This window comes from Comamonas testosteroni ATCC 11996 (assembly GCF_000241525.1).
Classification (GTDB): Bacteria; Pseudomonadota; Gammaproteobacteria; order Burkholderiales; family Burkholderiaceae_C; genus Comamonas; species Comamonas testosteroni.
This window is the reverse complement of sequence record NZ_AHIL01000002.1, coordinates 50,453-69,043: the sequence shown is the minus strand read 5'-3', so window position 1 is coordinate 69,043 and position 18,591 is coordinate 50,453. Positions and strand designations below refer to the sequence as shown.

16 protein-coding genes are annotated in these 18,591 nt (G+C 65.1%); 5 read left to right on the top strand and 11 right to left on the bottom strand.

The window, feature by feature from the left end; all coding sequences use genetic code 11:
* Positions 1-57: 57 nt before the first annotated feature.
* Positions 58-1,359 (top strand): lysophospholipid transporter LplT, encoded by a 1,302-nt coding sequence (lplT, locus tag CTATCC11996_RS00325; protein ID WP_003071784.1) that lies wholly within the window; start codon positions 58-60, stop codon positions 1,357-1,359.
* Between the two features lie 81 nt (positions 1,360-1,440).
* A complete protein-coding gene (locus CTATCC11996_RS00320; protein WP_003071781.1) occupies positions 1,441-2,325 on the top strand; it encodes a DMT family transporter in 885 nt (294 codons plus the stop codon).
* Between the two features lie 113 nt (positions 2,326-2,438).
* Here CTATCC11996_RS00320 and CTATCC11996_RS00315 read toward each other — a convergent pair whose 3' ends face one another.
* Both CTATCC11996_RS00315 and CTATCC11996_RS00310 read right to left on the bottom strand, forming a co-directional pair.
* Entirely contained in the window at positions 2,439-2,954 is a 516-nt protein-coding gene (locus tag CTATCC11996_RS00315; protein WP_003071779.1) for an AmiS/UreI family transporter, read from the bottom strand.
* Between the two features lie 117 nt (positions 2,955-3,071).
* Positions 3,072-4,223: a helix-turn-helix domain-containing protein gene (locus CTATCC11996_RS00310; RefSeq protein ID WP_003071777.1), complete on the bottom strand. Its 1,152-nt coding sequence runs from the start codon at positions 4,221-4,223 to the stop codon at positions 3,072-3,074.
* A gap of 161 nt (positions 4,224-4,384) precedes the next feature.
* Between CTATCC11996_RS00310 and CTATCC11996_RS00305 the strand changes: the two genes are divergently transcribed.
* Both CTATCC11996_RS00305 and CTATCC11996_RS00300 read left to right on the top strand, forming a co-directional pair.
* Complete coding sequence (locus CTATCC11996_RS00305; RefSeq protein ID WP_003071774.1) at positions 4,385-6,511, top strand: PQQ-dependent dehydrogenase, methanol/ethanol family; 2,127 nt, start codon at positions 4,385-4,387, stop codon at positions 6,509-6,511.
* A 103-nt stretch (positions 6,512-6,614) separates the two neighbouring features.
* A complete protein-coding gene (locus tag CTATCC11996_RS00300) occupies positions 6,615-8,045 on the top strand; it encodes an aldehyde dehydrogenase family protein (protein WP_003071772.1) in 1,431 nt (476 codons plus the stop codon).
* 55 nt (positions 8,046-8,100) lie between these two features.
* On the opposite strand, the gene CTATCC11996_RS00295 is transcribed toward CTATCC11996_RS00300, so the two are convergent.
* The 9 genes from CTATCC11996_RS00295 to CTATCC11996_RS00255 form a co-directional block, all read right to left on the bottom strand.
* Complete coding sequence (locus tag CTATCC11996_RS00295) at positions 8,101-8,853, bottom strand: ProQ/FinO family protein (protein ID WP_003071770.1); 753 nt, start codon at positions 8,851-8,853, stop codon at positions 8,101-8,103.
* A gap of 76 nt (positions 8,854-8,929) precedes the next feature.
* On the bottom strand, positions 8,930-10,183 hold the full coding sequence (glcF, locus tag CTATCC11996_RS00290) for a glycolate oxidase subunit GlcF (RefSeq protein ID WP_003071768.1): 1,254 nt from the start codon (positions 10,181-10,183) through the stop codon (positions 8,930-8,932).
* Between the two features lie 18 nt (positions 10,184-10,201).
* Positions 10,202-11,350: a glycolate oxidase subunit GlcE gene (gene glcE / locus CTATCC11996_RS00285; protein ID WP_003071765.1), complete on the bottom strand. Its 1,149-nt coding sequence runs from the start codon at positions 11,348-11,350 to the stop codon at positions 10,202-10,204.
* 132 nt (positions 11,351-11,482) lie between these two features.
* Positions 11,483-12,835: an ammonium transporter gene (locus tag CTATCC11996_RS00280; protein ID WP_003071764.1), complete on the bottom strand. Its 1,353-nt coding sequence runs from the start codon at positions 12,833-12,835 to the stop codon at positions 11,483-11,485.
* 39 nt (positions 12,836-12,874) lie between these two features.
* Positions 12,875-13,213, bottom strand: coding sequence for a P-II family nitrogen regulator (gene glnK, locus CTATCC11996_RS00275; protein WP_003059648.1), 339 nt, complete (start codon positions 13,211-13,213; stop codon positions 12,875-12,877).
* 17 nt (positions 13,214-13,230) lie between these two features.
* Positions 13,231-13,983, bottom strand: coding sequence for a TorF family putative porin (locus CTATCC11996_RS00270; RefSeq protein WP_003071762.1), 753 nt, complete (start codon positions 13,981-13,983; stop codon positions 13,231-13,233).
* A gap of 375 nt (positions 13,984-14,358) precedes the next feature.
* The gene (locus tag CTATCC11996_RS00265; RefSeq protein ID WP_003071760.1) at positions 14,359-15,687 is read right to left on the bottom strand and encodes a sulfatase family protein; all 1,329 of its coding nucleotides are present in this window, start codon (positions 15,685-15,687) and stop codon (positions 14,359-14,361) included.
* A gap of 113 nt (positions 15,688-15,800) precedes the next feature.
* Entirely contained in the window at positions 15,801-16,793 is a 993-nt protein-coding gene (locus tag CTATCC11996_RS00260; protein ID WP_003071757.1) for a Bug family tripartite tricarboxylate transporter substrate binding protein, read from the bottom strand.
* 129 nt (positions 16,794-16,922) lie between these two features.
* Positions 16,923-17,894: a tripartite tricarboxylate transporter substrate binding protein gene (locus CTATCC11996_RS00255; protein WP_003071755.1), complete on the bottom strand. Its 972-nt coding sequence runs from the start codon at positions 17,892-17,894 to the stop codon at positions 16,923-16,925.
* 92 nt (positions 17,895-17,986) lie between these two features.
* Here CTATCC11996_RS00255 and CTATCC11996_RS00250 point away from each other — a divergent pair, with 92 nt between their 5' ends.
* Positions 17,987-18,535 (top strand): MarR family winged helix-turn-helix transcriptional regulator, encoded by a 549-nt coding sequence (locus CTATCC11996_RS00250; RefSeq protein ID WP_003071754.1) that lies wholly within the window; start codon positions 17,987-17,989, stop codon positions 18,533-18,535.
* The last annotated feature ends 56 nt before the right edge of the window (positions 18,536-18,591 follow it).

Here is an 18,591-nt window from a genome sequence, read left to right as displayed (position 1 = left end):
CACGGGGTCTATTATTTCCTTGGCATCGGTCCGTCCGGTGCCAGTTACAGCTAATTCATGAAGCGCGGTTTCTACACCATCATGTCAGCGCAGTTTTTCAGCTCGCTGGCAGACAACGCCTTGTTTGTGACCGCTGTAGAGCTGTTGCGTGCCAATGGTGCCCCCGAGTGGCAACGTGCTGCCCTGGTGCCCATGTTCGCTCTGTTCTATGTGGTCCTGGCCCCCTTTGTCGGAGCCTTTGCGGACGCCTTGCCCAAGGGCAAGGTCATGTTCATCAGCAATGCCATCAAGGTGATCGGTTGTCTGATGATGCTCTTCGGTCATCATCCCCTGATCGCCTATGCCGTCATCGGGCTGGGCGCGGCCGCCTATTCGCCGGCCAAGTATGGCATCCTGACCGAGCTGCTGCCGGCCTCACAACTGGTCAAGGCCAATGGCTGGATCGAGGGGCTGACGATCACCTCCATCATTTTGGGCGTGCTGGTGGGCGGCCAGTTGGTGGGGCCGACCATTTCCCAGCATCTGCTGGGCTTCGACTTCCCGTATCTCAATACTGGCGTGGACACCCCTGCCGAGGCCGCCATTGCCCTGCTGATCCTGATCTACGTTGTTGCGGCCTGGTTCAATCTGCATATTCCGCTGACGGGCGTGGCCATGCGCCCGCTGCGCGAAGACCCGAACAAGAGCCTGGTTGCCAATCTGTTGGGCCTGCTGCCCGACTTCTGGCAGTGCAGCAAGCGCCTGTGGGCCGACAAGCTGGGCCAGATTTCGCTGTCCACCACCACGCTGTTCTGGGGGGCTTCGGGCAATTTGCGCTATATCGTGCTGGCCTGGGGGGCCGCTGCTCTGGGTTACAGCACCACCCAGGCCTCGGCCCTGGTGGGGGTGGTTGCAATAGGTACGGCCGTCGGTGCAGTGCTGGCATCCATGCGCATGCGCCTGGACAACGCCACGCGTGTGATTCCCCTGGGCGTACTCATGGGCCTGCTCGTGGTCTGCATGATCTTTATCGACAATCTCTGGGTGGCCGTGCCCTTCCTCATTCTGCTTGGCGGTCTGGGCGGCTTTCTGGTCGTGCCCATGAATGCCCTGCTGCAGCATCGTGGCCACAATCTCATGGGTGCGGGTCGCTCGATTGCGGTGCAGAACTTCAACGAGCAATTGGCCATTTTGGCCATGGGCGGTTTCTACAGCCTGTCCACCAAGATGGGATTGACTGCCTTCGGTGCGATCACGGTATTCGGTCTGCTGGTTGCCGCTAGCATGGTGCTGATCGGTCTCTGGCACTGGAATAATTGCAAACGACACCCGCAAGAGGTCGAGAAACTACTGGAAATCGCCCGTCGCGACTGCCATTGAAGCCCTGCAGCCAGCGCGCTGCATTAACTACACAATCAATAGCTTCTAACGCTTTTAGAGTGGGCGTTAGAAGCCTTTTTTATGCATAGTCCACTGCCTGTATTTGCGCTGCTGCTCAATGCCCTGATCTGGGGTTTGTCATGGTGGCCGTTTCGTCTCATGCATGAGGCCGGACTGCATCCGCTGTGGGCCACGGCAGCGATGTATGCACTGGTGCTGGCCGGTCTGCTGGCGCTGCGTCCCGCCAGCATCAGGCAGGCCTTGCAATACCCGGTGCTCTTGCTGCTGGCGGCCAGCTCGGGCCTGAACAACGTGGCTTTCAACTGGGCCGTGACCGTGGGCGACGTGGTGCGCGTCATCCTGCTGTTCTATCTCATGCCGGCCTGGGCGGTGCTGCTGGCCTGGAGGCTGCTGGGCGAAAAACCCACTCCCATGGCGCTGCTGCGCCTGTTGCTGGCCTTTGGCGGTGTGGTGCTGGTGTTGCTGCCTGCCGATGCCTCGCTCTCCGGGCTGTTTGCCGGTCTCACCGTGGCCGATGCGCTGGCCGTGTTTGGCGGCTTTATGTTTGCGCTGACCAATGTGCTGCTGCGCCGCTTCCAAGGCATTCCGGCCCAGGCCCGCATGCTGGCCATGTTTGCCGGCTGCATGAGCATGGGCCTGCTGACTGCCCTGACCGCCGGCAGCCTGGGCGTGGTGCCGGGCTTTCCGGCCTTCGACGGCAGCTGGGCCCTGGTGGCACTGGGCCTGGCCGGGCTGCTGATGCTGGGCAACTGGGCCCTGCAATTCGGTGCCGCCCATCTGCCTTCGGGCGTGACATCGGTGGTCATGCTCAGCGAAGTGGTGTTTGCCAGCGTCTCCTCCGTGCTCATCGCCAACGAGCAGCTCAGTGCACGCACGCTGGCCGGCGGTGCGCTCATCATGGGGGCAGCCTTGCTGGCGTCTCTGGGCCGAAGAAGACAGGCCTGAACAGGCGCCAATCAAACCCAGAGACACTGAGCAAGGTTCGAGCCGGCCGCCCCGCCCCGCAGCAAGGGCGTCGTTCCCCCTTTCAGGGGGGAGGCGCACAGCGCCTCAGGGTGTCACATCAGCTTCCCCGCCAGGATCAGGTATCCGGGCACCCAGCCCGTGAGCACGCCTTGTGCGATGCACAGCCAGCCCGTGGGGCGCTCAATGCTTTTTCTCAGGGCCAGCAATGCGAAGAACAAGGCCCAGAGCACGGCCCAGGCGGCCCAGTTGACGCCCATCCACCAGTCCAGCCCCGAGCTGGCGCTGGTCAGCGTATCCAGGGCGACGGGCACGGCGGTGACCGCCACGAACAGGCTGAACCAGCCCAGACCCCGGCCGTCGGCGCCGCTGAAGCGATTGAAAGCCACCCAGAGATAGGTGAAGGCGAACAGCAGGGTCAGCGCGCCGCTCTTGACCGATGCCGCATCGGCCGCCGGGCCGAAGATGCTGGCCAGGCCAATGCATAGCGACACCACGCCGGTGAAGATGTTGATGACCCAGATTTCCTTGTCGGCAATCTTGCCCAGCATCCACAGGCCGTTGAGAAACAGCACGGCTCCCACATAAAACAGCGACAAACCCAACCACATACAAAAGCTCCTTGGCTGCAGGCTGGTGCAGCGCGGCGAGGATTGTGGGGCCGTGTGGGGCGGTGCGTAACCCTGTGCGAACGCAAAAGAGTCTTGCGCCGTGGGTCGGGAATGGGCTCAGAAACCCTCATCCCGACCGCCGCGCAGGCGGCGGTACAGCGTGCCGCGCGAGATGCCCAGGGCGCGCGCGGCCTGGGAGACATTGCCGCCATGCTGATCCAGCATCTCCCTGATCAACTGCTCGCCGTGCTCGCGCAGCGTCGCCAGGGGTTGTGTCTCGGCGACGGGCGTTGCTTCGGTGGTTATGGGGCTGGTCTGGTCTTGCGCACTGCTGATGTCCAGGTGCGAGCCAAGGCCATGCGAGGTTTGCAGGTGTGCCTGCATCCAGACGCCCAGGCCGCTGGCCAGGCGCAGCGGCGCGGGGTCGGGCTGGCCGCTCAGTTGCAGCAGGCGCGATAGATCATGGCCCAGCAGTTCCTGCGCGCTGCAAGCTGTATCTACGGGCTGGCCGATGAGCTGGGCGGCGGTGCCGTTCATCCAGGCGACGCGGCCATCGGCAGCCACGCCCATCAGCGCCTGCAGCGGCGTGTGCAGCAGGGCTGGCGTCACCTGAAAGCGCAGTACCAGATGCTCGTGCGACTGCGCCTGCAGCAAGGTGTTCTCGATGGTCGTGGCGTACATGCCGACCACGGGGCTGGCGTCGAAGCTGAAATGCTGCTCCTCCACCATCAGATTGAGTACTCCGGCCAGGCGGCCGTGCACATCGCGTATGGGGGCTGCTGCGCAGCGGAAGGCGTGCAGCTCGTCGAAATAGTGCTCGCCGTTGGTGACGGTGCATGCCTGGCCGGTGGCGGCGACGATGCCCGGTGCGTTCGTGCCCATGGCCTGCTCGGACATGTTCAGGCCGACCCGCTCGTCACGGGGCCGCATGGATGCCGGGGAGACATGGAGCACGATGCCTTTGTCGTCCGTCAGCATGACGCGCGTGCCGGTGCCCGCCAGGGCCTGCTCCAGGGTCGGCAGCTCGTGCTGCAGTGCCTGCAGCAGGCTGCGGCAGCGCTCCTGCGTGGCATGCAGCCTGCTGGGGCTGACGGGAGCCAGAGCCAGCCGCCGTCCATTGCAGTGCTGGCGCTGGCTGCGCAGCCAGGACTGGATGACCGCCTCGCTGACCAGGCCCGAGGGGCGTATGCCGGCCTCGAAGAACTGGCGGCGAGCCTGCAGGGCACGCTCCGCCCCGGTGCTCGAGAAGCACTGCTGTAGCGCATCCATCGCGCGTGGCTCATCAACGTTCATGTCATGTCCAGGCTGTCCGCAGGAGCGGTCAATGTGTTCCGCAATGGAACAGTTCGAGCCTGGGGAAATCCCGATCATGAAGAAAAACAGGCGATACACCATGCTTTGCGGCACAGAAATCACAACAGGAGACCTCGATGGAACGGCTGATCGACAACTCTCATGGACGGCCCGGCCGCATGGCCTGGATGCTGGCCGCCTGCCTGGGCAGCGCAGCGGCCCTCGCGCAAGCCGACCCTGCGGCGCAGGCCGCGGCCGCCGTGCAGCGCGTCGATGGCGCCTTCATCCGCGCCAATGCCGCCAAGACGCCCGACTGGCCCACCGTCGGCGTGGACTATGCCGAGACCCGCTACAGCCGCCTCGACCAGATCAATGCCGCCAACGTCAAGGACCTGGGCCTGGCATGGTCGTACAACCTCGAGTCCACGCGCGGCGTGGAGGCCACGCCTGTGGTCGTGGACGGCATCATGTACGTCAGCGCCTCATGGAGCGTCGTGCACGCCATCGACACCCGTACCGGCAACAGAATCTGGACCTATGACCCGCAGATCGACCGCAGCACCGGCTTCAAGGGTTGCTGCGACGTCGTCAACCGCGGCGTGGCGCTGTGGAAGGGCAAGGTCTATGTGGGTGCATGGGACGGCCGCCTGATCGCGCTGGACGCTGCCACCGGCAAGGAGGTCTGGCACAAGAATACCTTCGAGGGGCAAAAGGGCTCGCTCACCATCACCGGCGCGCCGCGCGTATTCAAGGGCAAGGTCATCATCGGCAACGGCGGCGCCGAATATGGCGTGCGCGGCTACATCACGGCCTATGACGCCGAGACCGGCGAGCAGAAATGGCGCTGGTTCAGCGTACCCGGCGATCCGTCCAAACCCTTCGAGGACGAATCCATGAAACGCGCCGCAAGGACCTGGGACCCCAGCGGCAAATGGTGGGAGGCCGGCGGCGGCGGCACTATGTGGGACAGCATGACCTTCGATGCCGAGCTCAACACCATGTACGTGGGCACGGGCAATGGATCGCCCTGGTCGCACAAGGTGCGCAGCCCCAAGGGCGGCGACAACCTGTACCTGGCTTCCATCGTGGCCCTGGATCCCGACACCGGCAAATACAAGTGGCACTACCAGGAAACGCCGGGCGACAACTGGGACTACACCTCTACCCAGCCCATGATCCTGGCCGACATCAAGATCGCCGGCAAGCCGCGCAAGGTCATATTGCATGCGCCTAAGAACGGCTTCTTCTTCGTGCTCGACCGCACCAATGGAAAGTTCATCTCGGCTAAGAACTTCGTGCCCGTGAACTGGGCCAGCGGCTACGACAAGAACGGCAAGCCCATGAACATTGCCGCGGCACGCGACGGCAGCAAGCCCCAGGACGCGGTGCCGGGCCCCTATGGCGCGCACAACTGGCACCCCATGTCCTTCAACCCCCAGACGGGCCTGGTGTATCTGCCTGCGCAGAACGTGCCCGTCAACCTGATGGACGACAAGAAGTGGGAGTTCAACCAGGCCGGACCGGGCAAGCCCCAGTCGGGCACCGGCTGGAACACGGCCAAGTTCTTCAATGCCGAGCCGCCCAAGAGCAAGCCCTTTGGCCGCCTGCTGGCCTGGGACCCCGTTGCGCAAAAGGCCGCCTGGAGCGTGGAGCATGTCTCGCCCTGGAACGGCGGCACGCTGACCACGGCGGGCAATGTGGTGTTCCAGGGCACGGCGGACGGCCGCCTCGTGGCCTATAACGCGACCAGCGGTGAAAAGCTGTGGGAAGCGCCCACGGGCACCGGGGTGGTGGCAGCGCCCAGCACCTATATGGTGGACGGCAAGCAGTATGTCTCGGTGGCCGTGGGCTGGGGCGGTGTCTACGGCCTGGCTGCGCGCGCCACCGAGCGCCAGGGCCCGGGCACGGTCTATACCTTCGTCGTGGGCGGCAAGGCCAAGATGCCTGAGTTCGTGGCCCAGCGCACGGGCCAGTTGCTGCAGGGTGTGAAATACGACCCTGCCAAGGTCGAGGCCGGCACCATGCTGTATGTGGCCAACTGCGTTTTCTGCCACGGCGTGCCGGGCGTGGACCGTGGCGGCAACATTCCCAATCTGGGTTATATGGACGCGAGCTTTATCGAGAACCTGCCCAGCTTCGTCTTCAAGGGCCCGGCCATGGCGCGCGGCATGCCGGACTTCACGGGCAAGCTGTCGGGCGATGACGTGGAGTCCCTCAAGGCCTTCATCCAGGGGACGGCGGACGCCATCCGGCCCAAGCCCTGAAGCTGTACTTCACCACGCCGGGCCACAGGTGCCCCCGAGCCACGCACCGGCGGCCCCGGATCGCAAACCTCTTCTTTTGACTCGACACCAAGGAAATAGCCTTATGCAAGACCATCTGCAGTTCTACATCGACGGCCAATGGGTGAACCCGGTCAGCCCGCGCAGCCTGGAGGTCATCAATCCCTCCAACGAGCAGGCCATCGCCCGCATCAGCATGGGCTCGGCCGCCGACGTGGACAAGGCCGTGGCCGCCGCGCGCCGCGCCTTCGAGGGCTACTCGCGCACCAGCCGCGAAGAGCGCCTGGCCCTGCTGGCCAAGGTGCTGGAGGTCTACCAGCGCCGCTACGGCGACTTCGTGCAGACCATCTCGCAGGAGATGGGGGCGCCGCTGTGGCTGTCCAAGGCGGCGCAGGCCGCCATGGGTGTGGCCCATCTGGGCTCCACCATCGAGGTCCTCAAGAACTTCGCCTTCGAACATGTGCAGGGCAGCACGGCCGTCGTGCACGAGCCCGTGGGCGTGGTCGGCATGATCACGCCCTGGAACTGGCCCATCAACCAGATCATGTGCAAGGTTGCCCCGGCCCTGGCCGCTGGCTGCACCATGGTGCTCAAGCCCTCGGAGGTCGCCCCGCTCAATGCCCTGCTCGTGGCCGAGGTGCTGCACGAGGCGGGCGTGCCCCCCGGCGTCTTCAACCTTGTCAACGGCGACGGCCCAGGCGTGGGCGAAGCCATGTCCTCTCACCCCGGCATAGACATGATGACCTTCACCGGCTCCACGCGGGCGGGCATTGCCGTGGCCAAGGCCGCGGCCGACAGCGTCAAGCGCGTGGCCCAGGAACTGGGTGGCAAGTCCGCCAATATCGTGCTGGACGACGCCAACCTGCAAAAGGCCGTGACCCAGGGCGTGCAAGCGGTGCTGATGAACTCGGGCCAGAGCTGCAATGCCCCCACGCGCATGTTCGTGCCGCGCGCCCTGCATGGGCAGGCCGTGGAGATCGCCCGCAGCGTCGCCGGCGCAGCGACTGTGGCCGATGCGCTGGCCGAGGGCATGCACATGGGACCCGTAGTCAGCGAGGCGCAATGGGGCAAGATCCAGGCCCTGATCCGCAAGGGCATCGAAGAGGGCGCGACCCTGGTGGCCGGCGGTACGGGCCGTCCCGAGGGGCTGGCTCAGGGCTACTTTGTCAAACCCACGGTGTTTGCCGACGTGAGCAATGACATGACCATTGCGCGCGAGGAAATCTTCGGTCCCGTGCTGGTGATGATTCCCTACGATGACGAGGAAGACGCCATCCGCATGGCTAACGACACGGTGTACGGTCTCTCGGGCTATGTGCAGTCGGGCAGCCTGGAGCGTGCGCGCCGCGTGGCCGCGCGCCTGCGCACCGGCATGGTCCACCTCAACGGCGCGGGGCCCGATTTCAATGCGCCGTTCGGCGGCTACAAGCAGTCAGGCAATGGCCGTGAATGGGGCGAGCACGGTTTCCGCGATTTCCTGGAAACCAAGGCTGTCATGGGCTACGGCGCAGCCTGATCTATTCAAGATCAATAGCTGCTGGTGCCTATCTGATGGGCGCCAGCAGCTATTTTTATTGAATATTTTGCTGGCGGCGACGCGCGCGTTCCAGCTGCTGGGCGACCTGGCGCGGATTCATGCCGTACATCTCGGCGAACTCCTGCTCCGAAGTCTGGCCGCTGAGCTGGAAGGAGCGCAGCAGCGCCTCGTCCTTGGCTGCGCGGGCATCGGCCTCGGCCAGGGCATCTACCACCAGGGCGTTGGTCTTTTCGTCACGGCCCTGCACACGTTCGGCGTATTCCTCGCGCGTGAGACCGGAGGCTTCGTAGGCGACGACGATGCGGTTGCGCAGCTTGGGCGTCAGGTCTTCCTGCGTGCGCTGCTGGCGGCGGCGGAAGACTTCGATCAGCGCGTGGTGCACATGCTCGGGCAGCGTGGCCTCCACGGGCTGGCCGTCGAGGTCATGGCGCTGCTGGCCGCTGGCCATGGCAGCCAGATAGCGACCGGAGCGGGTGTGCTGCTGCAGTGCGCTCTTGAGCGCGTCCTTGTCCAGCTCCGGGTGTGCGGCCAGCAGGTCTTCAAAAATGCCGCGCTTGAAGGGCAGCAGCTGCTCGCCGAACAGGGCCGGGTGCCACTGCGCTAGCTGCTCCAGCAAGGGGTGTTGCGGACGTGCGGCCTGCGGGGCGGCTTTGGCTGCAGGGGCCGGGTTCTGGCGGCCACGGCCGCCTCGGCGCGAGCGTGAGCCGGGCTGCGAGTCCTGCACGCTGTGCTGCGATGCCGCTTGCGAGGCTTTCTGCTCTTGTGATTCAGACACGATTTCAGTCATGGCAAAGCCCGTGGGCCTGGGAAAACAAAACCCCCAATCATGCCAGCATTGCAAACTGCAGTGGCATGCGGGGGTGTCAGCCGGCGGCCAGCGCCTGATCCAGCAGCTCCACCCAGTGCATGACCGGGACCTCGGTGCCGTTTTGCAGATGGACGATGCAGCCCATATTGGCCGAGAGAATCGCCGCAGGCTTTTCGGGCGCGAACGGCTCGTCCAGTGCGGCGATCTTGCGGTCGCGCAACTGGTGCGAGATCTCGGGCTGCAGCACCGAGTAGGTGCCGGCAGAGCCGCAGCACAGATGGGATTCGGTGCGCGCCACGCGCAGATCAAACCCCAGCTCGCGCAGGCCCGCTTCCACGCCGCCACGCAGCTTCTGCCCATGTTGCAGCGTGCAGGGCGGGTGGTAGGCCACGGGAGCGGGGGGCACCGTGACGCGGTCCTTGAGCTTGTCCACCAGCTCGGGCAGCATGGCGGGCAACAGTTCGCTGAGGTCGCGAGTCAAGGCGCTGATGCGCGCGGCCTTGTCTGCGTATTGCGGCTCAAGCCGCAGCAGATGGCCGTACTCCTTGACGGTGACGCCACAGCCCGAGGCGTTCATCACAATCGCCTCGACCTCGCCGCGTTCCACCAGCGGCCACCAGGCGTCGATATTGGCGCGCATCTGGGCCTTGCCGCCGTCCTGGTCGTTGAGGTGGAACTTCACCGCACCGCAGCAGCCTGCCTTGTCGGCAATCACGGTCTGCACGCCCACGGCGTCCAGCACGCGGGCCGTGGCGTAATTGATGCGCGGCATCATGGCCGGCTGCACGCAGCCTGCCAGCAGCAGCACCTTGCGCGCATGCTCGCGCACGGGCCAGGCACCGGCATCCTGGACGGTCGGTATTTTTTCGCCCAGGGACTCGGGCAACAGACCTTTGACGGCGCGGCCCAGCTTCAGCGCGGGGGCGAACAGCGGGGAATTCATGCCCTCCTTGAGCAGCCAGCGCTGCAGCTTCTCGCCTGTGGGGCGCTCGACCTGCTCATCGACGATCTTGCGGCCGATATCGACCAGGTGGCCGTACTGCACGCCGCTGGGGCAGGTGGATTCGCAGTTGCGGCAGGTCAGGCAGCGGTCCAGATGCAGCTGCGTGGCCCGCGTGGGTGTTTGCCCTTCCAGCACCTGCTTGATCAGATAGATGCGGCCGCGCGGGCCGTCCAGCTCATCGCCCAGGGTCTGGTAAGTGGGGCAGGTGGCGGTGCAAAAGCCGCAATGCACGCATTTGCGCAAAATGGCTTCGGCTTCCTGACCTTCGGGCGTGGCACGGTATTCGGGCGCGAGATTGGTTTGCATGGGGCGCTGTCCTTGTTCTTACCAATGCGCCGAGAGACGGCCCACATTGAGAATGCCGGCGGGGTCGAAGGCCTGCTTGAGCCGGGCATGCAGCTGTGCCGATGTGCGGCCTGCCGGGCTGGCCTGTGCATGCACATCGAGATCGCTGTTGGCGCTTGTCTGGCTGGCGTCTTCGGCTCTGAAAAGAGAAGCGGATCCGCCGGCTGCCTGCGCGAGTTGCTGCAAGGCTGCGGCGGCCGAACGCGGGGCCTGCACCCAGCGCTGAGCGCCATGCCAGTCGATGAACGGGCCTGCCGCGCCTTGCGGCAATGGCAGCGGCGCTGCGGTCGCAGGAGTGGACAGACGCCACAGGCAATGATCGGCAGCGCGCTGCTGGAACCAGGGCAGGTTCAGATCGCGGCTTGCGCTCCAGTCGGCGGCGACGGCGTCGCTGTCCAGCCGCTCGCCACCCAGGCGCAGCGTGGCGGCCTGCACGGCCGCGCGGGCGCCGCGCAGGCGCAGATACAGCGTGCCCTTGCCGTCTTCTTCCAGCCAGTTGCTGGCATTGAGCGGCAGAGGCTGGCCGCCCCAGTGATTGAGCCAGTCCAGCGCCTGCGCCTGGCTGCAGCTATCAAAGCGCAGAGTGGCCTCGGCCGGAGCCACGGGCAGGACCTTGAGGCTGACCTCGGTGATCAGGCCCAGAGTGCCCCAACTGCCCGCCATCAGGCGCGAGACGTCATAGCCGGCCACATTCTTCATGACCTGGCCGCCGTAGCGCAGCAGCTCGCCCTGGCCGTTGATCATCTCCAGGCCCAGCACAAAGTCGCGCACTGCGCCCACGCTGGCACGCGACGGGCCCGACAGGCCTGCGGCGACCATGCCGCCAACGGTGCTGGCGGCGCCGAAGTGCGGCGGCTCGAAAGCCAGGCACTGGCCCTGGCTGGCCAATGTTGCCTCCAGCTCGGCCAGCGGCGTGCCGGCGCGTACGGTGACAACCAGCTCGCTGGGCTCGTAGCTGACGATGCCGCTGAGCGCGCGCGTGGACAGCGGTTCGCCCTGCAGACGCAGGCCGTAGAAGTCCTTGCTGCCGCTGCCGCAGATGCGCAGCGGGGTCTTGTCACTGGCAGCGGCGCGAATGCGCTCGCTGAGCTGATTGATTTGGCTGGTGGCTGAATCCATGGCCTGCATGGTAGCCGGGGCGCCCCTTGGGCAGGAAGGCCTGGTCTTTGATTTTTTTGAAAAGCAGGCGTGAATAAAAAAGCCCCGCAGTTCGCACTGCGGGGCAACGTAATGAAACTGAACTTGCGAAGAGCCTGCCGCTTAGCGGGTGTAGGCCACCTCACCATGGGAAGTGATGTCCAGGCCCTGGCGTTCGGACTCTTCCGAGACACGCAGACCCACGGTCAGATCGGCAATCTTGTAGGCCACGTAGGAGACCACGCCGGACCAGACGATGGTCACCAGCACGCTCTCGACCTGCACCCACAGCTGATGGGCCATGTTGTAGCCCTCGGGCTCGATACCGCCCAGACCCTTGGCGCAGAACACGCCGGTCAGGATGGCACCCAGGATACCGCCGACGCCGTGGACGCCGAACACGTCGCAGACATCGTCAACCTTGAGCAGGTGCTTGAGGCCAGACACGCCCCAGAAGCACAGAGGGCCGGCGATGATGCCCATGACGATGGAGCCCATGGGGCCGACGAAACCGGCGGCGGGGGTGATGGTCACCAGACCGGCCACGGCACCCGAGGCAGCACCCAGCATGGAGGCCTTGCCGCGCAGCAGCGCTTCGGCCACGATCCAGGAGATGGCGGCGGCGCCGGTGGCCAGGATGGTGTTGATGAAGGCCAGGCCGGCAATGCCGTTGGCGGCACCGGCGGAGCCGGCGTTGAAGCCGAACCAGCCCACCCACAGCAGCGAAGCGCCCACCATGGTCAGCGTCAGGCTGTGAGGAGGCAGCGCTTCCTTGCCGAAGCCGATGCGCTTGCCCAGCATGTAGGCACCCACCAGACCGGCCACGGCGGCGTTGATGTGCACCACGGTGCCGCCCGCGAAGTCCAGCGCGCCATCGGCACCCAGCAGACCGCCGCCCCACACCATGTGGGCCATGGGGATGTAGCTGAAGGTGAACCACAGCACGGAGAACACGATCACGGCCGCGAACTTGATGCGCTCGGCAAACGCTCCCACGATCAGCGCCACGGTGATGGCGGCGAAGGTGGACTGGAAGGCCACGAACACGTATTCGGGGATGGTCTTGAGCATGGACGACAGCGTGTCAGGCGTGATGCCCATGAGGAACAGCTTGTCGAAGCCTGCGAAGAACTTGCCCTCGCCGCCAAAAGCCAGCGAGTAGCCGTAGATGGCCCACAGCACGGTGATCAGCGAAAAGATCACGAAGACCTGTGCCAGCACGGACAGCATGTTCTTGCTGCGTACCAGGCCGCCGTAGAACAGCGCCAGGCCGGGGATGACCATCAGGATCACCAGCATGGTCGAGGTCAGCATCCAGGCGGTATCGCCGGCGCTCAGGGTGGGAACGGCCTCGGCCGCTGCTTCGGCCACAGGTGCTGCGGCGGCTGCAGCCGTTGCAGCTTCCTGGGCAAAGCCGGTGGCGCCGGCAGCCAGCAGGCCCAGTCCCAGGCCTGCGCTCAATAGTTTCTTGATCATGGCAATCTTTCTCAAAACGGTTCCAGAGAGACTGGGCCTTTACAGGGCCGCGTCGCCGGTTTCTCCTGTACGGATACGGATCGACTGCTCCAGCGCCTGCACAAAGATCTTGCCGTCGCCGATCTTGCCGGTGCGGGCCGCGCCCTCGATGGCGTCGATGGCGGCGTCCACCAGATCGTCGGCAATCGCGGCCTCGATCTTGAGCTTGGGCAGAAAGTCCACCACATACTCGGCACCGCGGTACAGCTCGGTGTGACCCTTCTGACGGCCAAAGCCCTTGACTTCGGTCACGGTGATGCCTTGCACACCGATTTGGGAAAGAGCTTCACGCACTTCGTCGAGCTTGAAGGGTTTGATGATGGCGATCACCATTTTCATGACGGGCTCCTGAAAAATTAAAAAGTCTTGGAGAGCGTCAGAATCAGACGCGCCTTGTTCACATCGCCGAAGTAGGCCTTCTTGTTGGCGCCGGTCACCGCTGCACCTGCAGAGAAGCCGTCGCCCAGGTCATAGGCACCACCGACGCTGTAGTCCACATAGTTGGGAACGCCCAGGTCCTTGATGTCGCTGGAGAAATGGGTGTAACCAACTGATGCTTTCAGTGTCACCTTGGGCATCACTTCCTGGCTGTAGGAGAACTGCAGATAACCGGTGTTGCGACCCTTGAGACCCGAGCCGGCCTTGGCTCCGGCCCAGCCGAAGTAGTCCTTGGACACTGTGTGCGAGTACTTGGCCGTGAACGGGCCATAGGTGCCGGAGCCGTAGATCTCGGTGGTGTTGCCGTTGGCATTGCCCGAGTACACATAGGTCAGCAGGCCCACATCCCAGTCCACATCGGCGGCCTTGAACTTGTAGCCGCCGTAGAAGTCGGTTTCCAGCGAGTTGCCGGGCAGCCAGTCCACGGAGGAGTTCCAGTTGCCGACGTAGAAGCCGCTGTCGCCGAACGTGTAGTCAAAACCGCCTTGCAGCGCGGGCTTGACGGCCTTGGTGCGGCTGGCGTCCTGATCCTGGCCACGGAACTTGTAGTTGGTGGTCAGGGCAACGTTGGCGGAGAGCTGGGCATGGGCCCACATGGGGGCGACAACGGCGCAGGCCAGGGCGGCAGTCTTGGCGAAAGTCTTGAAACGGCTTGCAGCGGGACTAGGCATTCAGGGTTCCTCCGGTTTGAAAATTTCGTGGCAAAAATCTCGGATGAACTCTCAAAGCACAGACCGTGCCAGTCTCTGCGGCGGCTGCGGCGCGGTTCGCTGCCCAAGGCCCTGGAACAGGCGGCGGGCCATAGCTGCCCGGTACAAAAAGCTACGAGTTTTCACAATCACTGTGCGCAACTTTCGCCACCCGGGCTGCGGCCTGAACCGGATGCACCAGGATGGTGCGTTTTTGCGATGCACCGCCATGGCCCGGCTTTTGCGCGTCTTTTTGCACCAAACAGGTGATTTGCAAGTGAGTGCGTGCTCTCCGTTTGGGCGCGGACGCAAAAAAAGCCCATCGCCAGGGCGATGGGCTTGCAGGTCGCGCGCAGCTCAGAAGCTGGCCTGGGGCAGGTCTGCCTTGGTGAACACCAGCGAGACCTTGGCTTCTTCGGGAATCGGCGGAAGGTCCCGATTCCAGAGCTCCCAGGCGCTGCGCAACTCGGCCAGCTTCCGGGGCTCACGATCACGCAGATTGGCGCGCTCGCGCGGGTCGCTGGCGATGTTGAACAGGTATTCGATGCCCTCGATCTGCAGGTATTTCCAGTCGCCGCGTATCAAGGCCTTTTGCTCGCGGTGCTTCATGCGCCAGGCCAGGTCGCGCTCGGGCATCCAGCTTTGATCCTGCATCAGGGGCAGCAGGCTGATGCCGTCCAGCGGATAGTCGGCATCTGCCGATACGCCGGCAGCGGCCAGGAAGGTAGCCGACCAGTCCATGGTCAGGCTGGGCGTGTCGCAGACGGCGCCGGCCGTCATGCGCGCCGGCCAGCGTGCCAGCAAAGGTACGCGGATGCCGCCTTCGAGCAGATCCATCTTCTGGCCCACGAAAGGCCAGGTATTGGAGAAGCGCTCGCCGCCGTTGTCGCTGGTGAAGACGATGAGCGTGTTCTCGCTCATGCCTTTTTCCTCCAGCGCATCCAGCAGCCAGCCTATGCCTTCGTCCATGTGATGGATCATGCGCTGATAGGTGTCGATGGAGCCGCCGTCGATATGCTTGCCCATGCCTTGCAGGCGTTCGGACTCGGCGCGGTCCTCGCGCGTCAGCCAGGGCCAGTGCGGCGCGCTGTAGTGCAGCGAGAGGTAGAAGGGCTGCTTGGCCGTCTGGCGCTTGACGAAGTCCACGGCGCGGCGGCTCAGCAGATCGGTCAGGTAGCCGTCTTCGGCATGCGGCTTCTCGTTGATCCAGAAGTCGGGGCGCCCGCGCGGATCGCAGTGGGCGAAGTAGTCGGCGCCGCCGGCGTGAAAGCCGTAGAACTCCTCGTAGCCCGACAGGCGCGGGCCGAAATGCGGGGGGTAGCCCAGATGCCATTTGCCGACCAGGGCCGTGGCATAGCCGGCATCGCGCAGCAGCGATGCCACCGTGGGGTGATCGGGCGGCAGGCCCAGCACCTTGTCGCCATGCACGCTGGCGATGGGTTCCTCGGCCGCACCGCGCAGGCGGTACTGCCAGCGGCCCGTGGCCAGCGCAAAGCGCGTGGGCGAGCACACCGACGAGTTGGAGTAGCCGCGCGTGAAGCGCAGGCCCTGGGCGGCCATGGCGTCCAGTCGCGGCGAGACGTCGGTGGCGTTGTTGTGCGCATCGCGCGCACCGGTGCAGCCCAGGTCGGCATAGCCGAGGTCATCGGCCAGGATGAAGATCAGATTGGGGCGGGAGTCGGTCATGAGAGAGCGGATAACATTCAAAAATAGGAGCTTCTATCGCTTGCTATGCAAGGATTCTGAATAGATTTGATGATGAAAATGTTTGGTGGCAAGCGATAGGTGCTCCTCAAATATCAGGGCTTGAAGCCCGAGCGCTGCACCACCGGCGACCATTGCGCGCGATAGGCCTTGAGCATTTTTTCCGTCTCCTGCGCGCTGCTGACCACGGGCACCAGGTTGGAGGCGGCGAACTTGTGCTGCGTGTCGGCTTCCTTCATCACCTCCTGCACCAGCTGCGACAGGCGCTGCACCGTGGCTGGCGCCATGCTTTGCGGCGCGAACAAGGTATTCCAGCCCGTGCCGACCAGGTTCACGCCCAGCTCCTTGAGTGTGGGAATGCCAGGCGCCATGGTGCTGCGGCGCTCGCCCGAGGTGGCCAGCACGCGCAGCTTGCCCGCTTCGTGCTGGGCGATCTGGGTGTCCAGGGTGTCCACGGCAATGGGGATCTGCCCGCCCATCAGGTCCGTGAGCAGCGGGCCTGAGCCCTTGTAGCCCACGACCTCGACCGGCACCTTGGCGGCCTCGCCCAGCATCAGCGAGAAAAAGTGCGGCAGGCTGCCCGTGGCCGGCACGCCGAAATTGGCCTGCTGCGGATTGGCCTTGAGCCAGGCCAGCAGGTGCGGCAGCTCCTTCACGGGCACGGCGCTGGCCACTGCCAGACCGAACTCGTAGCGGTTGACCTCGCTGATGGGGCGGAAGTCCTTTTCCGGGTCGTAGCCCGAGTCCGGGAACACCAGCGGCGCCACCACCATCACGGCGGGATTGGCCAGCAGCACGGCGGGCTGGGAGGCGGGCGCGTTCTTCACGTACTGGGCCGACAGGCGGCCGCCCGCGCCGGGCTTGTTTTCCACGATGACCGGGCTGCCCAGCCGGGCCTGCAGCCGGTCGGCCACGATGCGCGCCACGCGGTCGGTGGCGCCACCGGGCGGATAGCCGACCACCATGCGCAGCGGTGTCTTGTTGGGAAACAGGGCGTGGGCCTCCTGGGCCTGCAGCGCGCCGCTGCCCAGCAATCCTGCGCTCAGGCCAAGCCCCGCCGCGAGCTTGCCGAAGATTCTTCTTTGCATCGTCATGTCTCTCCTGGTCTGTGATCCGAGCCGAGGGCTCGCGCCATTTCTGATGGAAAAGCGGGCAGTGTAAGTGCGTGCCGGCACTGGCCTGAGCCGCTCAGATGGCCGGCGCCAGGGCCTGCTGCCTCAATCGGGTTTCAGATTGATCTTGCGGGCCAGCGCTTCCCATTTGTCCGAGATCTCGCGCACCCTGGCCTGGGCCTGCTCGGGACTGCTGCCCACCATCTCGATATCCACGGCCTTGACCCGCTCCTGCTGCTGTGGCGAGCGTATGGCGGCATCCATGGCGGCGAGAAAGCGCTTCTGGATATCGGCAGGAACACCCTTGGGTGCCGCCAGCAGCAGCCAGTAGGTGCCGTCGAAATCGGGGTAGCCCGACTCGGCAATCGTGGGCAGCGCCGGCAGCAGGGGCGAGCGCGTGCGCCCCGTGGTGGCCAGCGCGGTGACCCGGCCGCTCTGGATCTGTGGCAGCACCGTGGGTGCGGCCAGGAAGCCGCAGTCCACCTGACCGCCCATCAGATCCTGCATGGCCGGTGCCGGCCCCTTGTAGGGCACATGCACCATCTTCACGCCGGTGCCCGACAGCAGCGACTCCATGACCAGATGGCCGGGAGAGCCCGCGCCGCCCGTGGCATAGGTCAGCTCGCGCGTCTTGGCGGCCTCCAGCATGTCCTTGACGGACTTGAAGCCGAGGCCGGGGTTGCAGATCAGGGTCTGCGAGAACCTGGCGGCGGCATTGAGCACCACGATGGCATCGCTGGAGTAGCCGATGTTCCTGTAGATATGCTTGTTGACGGTGAGCACCGGGTCCATGGCCCACAGCCAGGTGTAGCCGTCGGCCGGGGCTCGGGCGACCTCGGCCGCACCGATATTGCCGTTGGCACCGGCCCGGTTCTCCACGATCACGGCCTGCCCGAGCGCCTTCTGCACGGCCGCGGCCAGCGGACGCACGGCGATGTCGGAAGGGCCGGCGGGCGGTGTGGGAACGATGATGCGTATGGGCTTGGCGGGCCAGGTGTCGGCCGCATGGGCTGCCGTGAGCAGCGCGGCGGCCGCCAGCCCGGCCAGAGTGCGGCGGGCGATACGGGTGCAAGGCATGGTGTCTCCTGTCGTTTTCTTTGGAGCCACTGTAAGCAGTGACTCGATAATGGATCTAATCCATCATTCCTAGAGAAAACCCACAAACACCCATGACCAAGGCGCAGCGCCACCCCTGGCGGCAGCCGTCCGAGCTGGACGATCTGTTCCTCTACCATCTGGCCCGTCTGATGAGCTCGACCGGGACCATGGTGGTGCGCCTGTGCGAGGGCGGCTTCGGCATCACCCGGCGCGAGTGGCGCATGATCGGCCTGCTGGCCACCAAGGGCGCCATGCAGCCGTCCGGGCTCGCAGAGCTGGCGCAGCTCGATCGCACGCGCACCTCGCGCACCATCTCCACGCTGATTGCCAAGGGGCTGCTGGACAAGCAGGGCATGGCCGGCGACGGGCGCCAGGCCATGGTGCAGCTGACGGACGCCGGGCTGGCGCTGCACACCCAGCTGTTTCCGCAGATACAGGCGATCAACCAGGAGCTGCTCGGCGACGTCAGCGATGACGAGCTTGAGGTGCTGTCGCAGGTCTTCGAGCGCGTGCGCACCAGGGCGGCGCTCATGCAGGAGCAGGGCAGCTTTCCCAAGGCCGAACGACGTCGTGGCCGGGCAGCGGGCAAACAGCCCGCCCGCGATGACGCCGCCGGCTGACGGCCTGTGCACAACCCTATTGCCTGTTTGAGCCGCTGGCGCATACGCTAGGCTCT

Coding starts and splice junctions, on each gene's coding strand:
- lplT (WP_003071784.1), top strand. CDS start 58: ATGAAGCGCGGTTTCTACACCATCATGTCAGCGCAGTTTTTCAGCTCG.
- CTATCC11996_RS00320 (WP_003071781.1), top strand. CDS start 1,441: ATGCATAGTCCACTGCCTGTATTTGCGCTGCTGCTCAATGCCCTGATC.
- CTATCC11996_RS00315 (WP_003071779.1), bottom strand. CDS start 2,954: ATGTGGTTGGGTTTGTCGCTGTTTTATGTGGGAGCCGTGCTGTTTCTC.
- CTATCC11996_RS00310 (WP_003071777.1), bottom strand. CDS start 4,223: ATGGATGCGCTACAGCAGTGCTTCTCGAGCACCGGGGCGGAGCGTGCC.
- CTATCC11996_RS00305 (WP_003071774.1), top strand. CDS start 4,385: ATGGAACGGCTGATCGACAACTCTCATGGACGGCCCGGCCGCATGGCC.
- CTATCC11996_RS00300 (WP_003071772.1), top strand. CDS start 6,615: ATGCAAGACCATCTGCAGTTCTACATCGACGGCCAATGGGTGAACCCG.
- CTATCC11996_RS00295 (WP_003071770.1), bottom strand. CDS start 8,853: ATGACTGAAATCGTGTCTGAATCACAAGAGCAGAAAGCCTCGCAAGCG.
- glcF (WP_003071768.1), bottom strand. CDS start 10,183: ATGCAAACCAATCTCGCGCCCGAATACCGTGCCACGCCCGAAGGTCAG.
- glcE (WP_003071765.1), bottom strand. CDS start 11,350: ATGCAGGCCATGGATTCAGCCACCAGCCAAATCAATCAGCTCAGCGAG.
- CTATCC11996_RS00280 (WP_003071764.1), bottom strand. CDS start 12,835: ATGATCAAGAAACTATTGAGCGCAGGCCTGGGACTGGGCCTGCTGGCT.
- glnK (WP_003059648.1), bottom strand. CDS start 13,213: ATGAAAATGGTGATCGCCATCATCAAACCCTTCAAGCTCGACGAAGTG.
- CTATCC11996_RS00270 (WP_003071762.1), bottom strand. CDS start 13,983: ATGCCTAGTCCCGCTGCAAGCCGTTTCAAGACTTTCGCCAAGACTGCC.
- CTATCC11996_RS00265 (WP_003071760.1), bottom strand. CDS start 15,687: ATGACCGACTCCCGCCCCAATCTGATCTTCATCCTGGCCGATGACCTC.
- CTATCC11996_RS00260 (WP_003071757.1), bottom strand. CDS start 16,793: ATGCAAAGAAGAATCTTCGGCAAGCTCGCGGCGGGGCTTGGCCTGAGC.
- CTATCC11996_RS00255 (WP_003071755.1), bottom strand. CDS start 17,894: ATGCCTTGCACCCGTATCGCCCGCCGCACTCTGGCCGGGCTGGCGGCC.
- CTATCC11996_RS00250 (WP_003071754.1), top strand. CDS start 17,987: ATGACCAAGGCGCAGCGCCACCCCTGGCGGCAGCCGTCCGAGCTGGAC.